Here is a 5,769-nt window from a genome sequence, read left to right on the forward strand (position 1 = left end):
ACGCTGGGTCGCCTGGGCCTGGGCCAGCTCCTCGGCAGCCCGACGCTGGTCGGCCAGAGCACGTTCCTGTTCGGCCGCGAACAACGCCTTGAAGCCGTCAAGAGCGCGGGCCAGTCCACCGATCTCGTCATGGCGACGGAGCGCGGGGATCGACACCGACAGGTCACCATTGGACAGCGAACGAACGGCGGCGCTCATCTTCGACAGCGGGCGGGCGATGCCCATCAGCAGCATGACCATCAGCAGGACGGCCAGAGCGAGCGAGCCGGCGATCAACTGGATGACCAGCGTGCGGGTCTTGGCGTAGATGGCGGTGGCCGACTGCGAAGCGGCCTGGCCGCCCTTGTCGTTGAGGTCGACCAGCGCGAGGATGTTGTCCTCGACCGCGTAGAATTTGTCGAGGCTGTCGCCGCGGAACAGCGCCACGGCAGCCGCAGCGTCACCCGATTCGGCGGTCTGGGTCAGCTGGCCGTTAGAGACCAGATATTCCTCCCAGCTCGACTTCAGCGCATCATAGGCGGCGGCCTGCTCGGGGCCCTTGGCATAAGGCGCATAATCGTCGAGCATGCGGCGGATAGCCTTGTCGGCGTTGCGCAGCTGGATGCCGGCCTTGCGGCGTCCCGCCTCGTCCTCCGACATGACGTGGAGGCCCTGGCTGATCCGATATTGCGACGTATAGGCGTGAATGTCGCCGACAAGCTTGGTGGCGGGAAGCCACTGCGTCCGCATCTCGTTCGAGCGCTCGTTGACTTCGCCGATCTTCATGACCGCGAAGGCGCCGAGACCCGCGAGCATTGCCAGCATAAGCAGGAATGCCAGCCCCATTTTCGCACCGATCCCGAACCGGGTCAGTAGTCCGCCCATTGCTACCTCCATCTTGGCCGGGGATGACGATGCGAATCGTCTCCTCCGCTTCGGACAAGGTAGTAACCGCAAGATTATTGATTATTCGTAATGGTCGGTGCGGCCGGTTCGCGATTATGCCGCCATTTCCTATGCTTAGATCCGTTATGCCTAATGCATCATAAACCATGGCCCGGGGCGGAATTCCGCCCCGGGCCAGGAAGATAGGGTTCGCAATATAATCCGGCCGGTCGCTGGACCGAAGGAATGAGGATTATTCGAATTCGAGGATGACGGCATCGACCGCCAGGCTGTCACCCGGCTTGGCGGCCACCGTCTTCACCGTTCCGGCCTTCTCGGCGCGCAGGATGTTTTCCATCTTCATCGCCTCGACCACCGCCAGCGGCTGCCCCGCCTCGACCTTGGCGCCCTCTGCCACGTGAATCGCGGTGACGAGCCCCGGCATCGGACACAGCAGGAAGCGCGACAGATCCGGCGGCACCTTCTCGATCATGTGGTGCGAAAGGGCGGCAACGCGCGGGGTCAGCACGCGCAGGCTGTGGCTCGCGCCGCGCGTGGTGAACGTCCACCCGGTACGCTTGCGCTCGACGCGCAGCGACAGGCCTTCGCCATCGACGGTCGCTTCGACGAGCCGTTGGCCGGGAATATAGGGCGCATCGACCACCACCGACGTGCCGTCCACAGCCACCGCGTCACCCGCGATCTCGACCGTCCGCTCGACCCCGTCGAGCGTGACGACCCAGCTGGTCGACGGCTCTGCCGGGCCGTCGAGGCGCCCGTCGATATGCGCGGCGCGGGCGGCGTCGATGCTGGCGAGAACGCCGGCGATCGCCGCAAGCTGCAGACTGAGCTTCTCGCCGGCGGGCGCGCCCTGGAAACCCTCGGGAAACTCCTCGGCGATGAAACCGGTGGTGATGTTGCCCGAGCGGAAGCGCGGATGCTGCATCAGCGCCGACAGGAAGTCGATATTATGGCCGATGCCGTCGATCTCGAACCGGTCGAGCGCGGTGATCTGCTTGTCGATCGCCTCCTCGCGCGTCTCGCCCCAGGTCACCAGCTTGGCGATCATCGGGTCGTAGAACATCGAGATCTCGGAGCCTTCGTAGACGCCGTCGTCGACGCGGACATGGTCCACCTCCGCCGGCGGACGATAACGGACGAGGCGGCCGGTCGACGGCAGGAAGCCGCGATAGGGATCCTCGGCATAGACGCGGTTCTCGACCGCCCAGCCGTTGATCTTCACATCGTCCTGGGTGAGCGCGAGCTTCTCGCCATAGGCGACGCGGATCATCTGTTCGACGAGATCGAGGCCGGTAATATACTCGGTGACCGGATGCTCGACCTGCAGGCGGGTGTTCATCTCGAGGAAGTAGAAGCCCTGGCCAGTCTTGTCGGCGCCCGACACGATCAGCTCGACCGTGCCTGCGCTGTAATAGCCGACGGCGCGTGCCAGCGCGACGGCCTGCTCGCCCATCGCCTTGCGCATCTCGGGCGAGACGAAAGGCGACGGCGCCTCTTCGACCACCTTCTGGTGGCGCCGCTGGATCGAGCATTCGCGCTCGTTGAGGTAGAGGATGTTGCCGTGCTTGTCGCCGAGCACCTGGATCTCGATGTGGCGCGGGCTCTCGATGAACTTCTCGATGAACACGCGGTCGTCGCCGAAGCTGGCGAGACCCTCGCGCTTCACGCTCTCGAAATTCTCGCGGACGTCCTTCTCGCTATAGGCGAGGCGCATGCCCTTGCCGCCGCCGCCCGCCGACGCCTTCATCATCACCGGATAGCCGATGTCGTTGGCGATGCGCACCGCATGGTCGGTGTCCTCGATCTCGCCGACAAAGCCGGGAACGACGTTGACCCCGGCCTGCTTGGCGAGCTTCTTCGACTCGATCTTGTCGCCCATCGCAGCGATTGCGCCGACCGGCGGGCCGATGAAGGCAATGCCGGCGGCCTCGAGCGCCTCGGCGAAGCTGGTCCGTTCAGACAGGAAGCCATAGCCCGGATGGACCGCCTCGGCGCCCGTCGCCTTGCAGGCGGCGATGATCTTGTCGGCGATCAGATAGGATTCGGACGCGGGCGAAGCGCCGATGTGGATCGCTTCGTCGGCCATCTCGACATGCGGTGCGCGCGCATCGGCGTCCGAATAGACGGCGACCGTCTTGATGCCCATGCGGCGGGCGGTCTTGATGACGCGGCAGGCGATTTCACCGCGATTGGCGATCAGGATCTTCTTGAACATGGGCGTCGTCGCTTCCCTATCCCGTATCATTGTCGTCCGCCCCGAAGAGCGGCGGCGTGATTCTATTCCGCAGCCAGAGCTTCCGGCGCGGTATCGTTGATCGAGCCCTTGAGGCCCAGCTTGTCGAACAGGCGGCTGTCGGCGTCGCTGCCCTGGTTGCCCGTGGTCAGCAGCCGGTCGCCGGTGAAGATCGAATTGGCGCCGGCGAGGAAGCACAGCGCCTGGGTCGCATCGCCCATGCTCTCGCGGCCGGCGGACAGGCGCACGACAGAACGCGGCATGGTGATCCGCGCGACCGCGACGGTGCGGACGAACTCGATATCGTCGATCCGCGCCTCGGGCAGGCCTTCGAGCATGTCGCCGAGCGGGGTGCCCTTGACCGGGACCAGAGCGTTGATCGGCACCGAGCCCGGATGGTCGGGCAGGGTCGCCAGCGCGTGGATGAAGCCGACGCGATCGGCGCGGTCTTCGCCCATGCCGACAATGCCGCCGCAGCAGACGTTGATCCCCGCCTTGCGGACGCGCTCCAGCGTCTGCAGCCGGTCGTCATAGGTGCGGGTCGTCACGACCTTGTCGTAATATTCCGGCGAACTGTCGAGATTGTGGTTGTAATAATCGAGGCCGGCCTCGGCAAGGCGCTCCGTCTGCTCGTCGGACAACATGCCCAGCGTCATGCAGGTCTCGAGGCCCATCGCCTTGACCCCTTCGACCATCGCCACGATCGCGTCCATGTCGCGGTCCTTGGGGCTGCGCCACGCAGCGCCCATGCAGAAGCGTTCCGAGCCCGACTCCTTGGCCTCGCGCGCTGCGGACAGCACCTCTTCGACCTGCATCAGCTTCGAGGCCTTGAGTTCCGTCTCGTTCGATGCGGCCTGGCTGCAATAGCCGCAATTTTCGGCACAGCCGCCGGTCTTGATCGACAGCAGCGTCGACAGCTGCACCGCATTGGCGTCGTGATGCTGGCGGTGCACGGTCTGCGCCTGCCACAGCAGGTCGTTGAACGGCATGTCGAACAGCGCCGCGATCTCCTCGCGGGTCCAGTCGTGACGGATCATTCGGCAGCCTCCTCAACATCCTCGGGGGGCTGGTTATGGCCCAGAAGCCGCAGGACTTCAGTAGCTGCATTGACCAGATTGGTACCCGGACCGAAAATCCCCTGCACCCCGGCATCGCGGAGGAACTGATAATCCTGTGCCGGGATCACGCCGCCCGCAATCACCTTGATATCCGACCGGCCCGCATCCTTGAGATGCTGGATCAGCTCGGGAATCAGCGTCTTGTGTCCTGCGGCGAGGCTCGACGCGCCGACCACGTCGACATCGGCCTTCAGCGCGAGATCAGCGGCTTCTTTCGGGGTCTGGAACAGCGGCCCCGCGACCACCTCGAAACCGAGATCACCAAAGGCCGAGGACACGAGATTGGCGCCGCGATCATGACCGTCCTGCCCCATCTTGGCGACCAGCATGCGCGGCTTGCGCCCCTTGCGGCGGCTGATCGCGTCGACGCCATCGATCAGCGCACTCCAGCGGGCATCGTCGCCATAGGCACCGCCATAGATGCCCTTGACCGGCTTTGGCATGGTGTCGAAGCGGCCGAACACCGCCTCCATCGCCGACGAGATTTCGCCGAGCGTGGCACGCGCGCGCGCGCATTCGACGGCGAGCGCGAGGAGGTTCTCCTTGCCCCTGGCGCCTTCGGTCAGCGCGGCGAGAGCGGCCTGGCACTTCGCCTCGTCACGGCCGGCCTTGACCTTCTGGATGCGGCGGATCTGCGCCTCGCGGACGGCGACATTGTCGACGTCGAGGATGTCGATCGGTTCTTCCTCGGCGAGCTTATACTTGTTGACGCCAACGATGACCTCTTCGACCCGGTCGATCCGCGCGGCCTTGGCGGCAGCGGCTTCCTCGATCATCGCCTTGGGCCAGCCGGCGGCGACCGCCTTGGCCATGCCGCCCTCGGCCTCGACCTTCTCGATGATCTCCCAGGCGCGGTCGACCAGCTGCTGGGTCAGGCTCTCGATATAATAGGAGCCACCCAGGGGATCGACGACCTTGGTCATCCCGGTCTCTTCCTGGATGACGATCTGCGTGTTGCGCGCGATACGGGCCGAGAAGTCGGTCGGCAGCGCGATCGCCTCGTCGAGCGCATTGGTGTGGAGCGACTGGGTGCCGCCCAGCATCGCCGCCATCGCCTCGATCGTGGTGCGGATCACATTGTTGTACGGATCCTGCTCGGTCAGCGACACGCCCGAAGTCTGGCAGTGCGTGCGCAGCATCTTCGAGCGCTCGTCCTTCGCGCCGAGCTTCGTCATGACCCGGTGCCACAGGACACGCGCCGCGCGCAGCTTCGCGATCTCCATGAAGAAGTTCATGCCGATCGCGAAGAAGAAGCTCAGCCGTCCCGCGAACTTGTCGATATCGAGGCCCGAAGCCACGCCATATTTCACATATTCCATGCCGTCGGCGATGGTGAAGGCGAGTTCCTGGACCTGCGTCGCCCCGGCTTCCTGCATGTGATAGCCGGAGATCGAAATCGAGTTGAACTTCGGCATGTTCGCCGAGGTGAAGGCGAAAATGTCCGAGATGATCCGCATGCTCGGTTCGGGCGGGTAGATATAGGTATTGCGGACCATGAACTCCTTGAGGATGTCGTTCTGGATGGTCCCATCG

The 5,769-nt window shown here is 64.7% G+C and carries 4 protein-coding genes; all 4 read right to left on the reverse strand.

Features of this window, described 5'->3' with window-relative positions:
- A partial coding sequence (locus KAY22_RS23370) for an MCP four helix bundle domain-containing protein (RefSeq protein WP_296625553.1) occupies positions 1-864 on the reverse strand: 864 nt, incomplete at its 3' end.
- Between the two features lie 253 nt (positions 865-1,117).
- Positions 1,118-3,100 carry an acetyl/propionyl/methylcrotonyl-CoA carboxylase subunit alpha gene (locus KAY22_RS23375; RefSeq protein WP_296625554.1) on the reverse strand — a complete coding sequence of 661 codons (1,983 nt, stop codon included), beginning with the start codon at positions 3,098-3,100 and terminating at the stop codon, positions 1,118-1,120.
- Positions 3,101-3,162: 62 nt separating this feature from the next.
- Positions 3,163-4,155: a biotin synthase BioB gene (gene bioB / locus KAY22_RS23380; protein ID WP_296625555.1), complete on the reverse strand. Its 993-nt coding sequence runs from the start codon at positions 4,153-4,155 to the stop codon at positions 3,163-3,165.
- The coding region (scpA, locus tag KAY22_RS23385; RefSeq protein ID WP_296625556.1) for a methylmalonyl-CoA mutase at positions 4,152-5,769 on the reverse strand (1,618 nt) is incomplete at its 5' end. The genes scpA and bioB, both read right to left, overlap by 4 nt.

It is taken from the genome of Rhizorhabdus sp. (assembly GCF_018006725.1).
Classification (GTDB): Bacteria; Pseudomonadota; Alphaproteobacteria; order Sphingomonadales; family Sphingomonadaceae; genus Rhizorhabdus.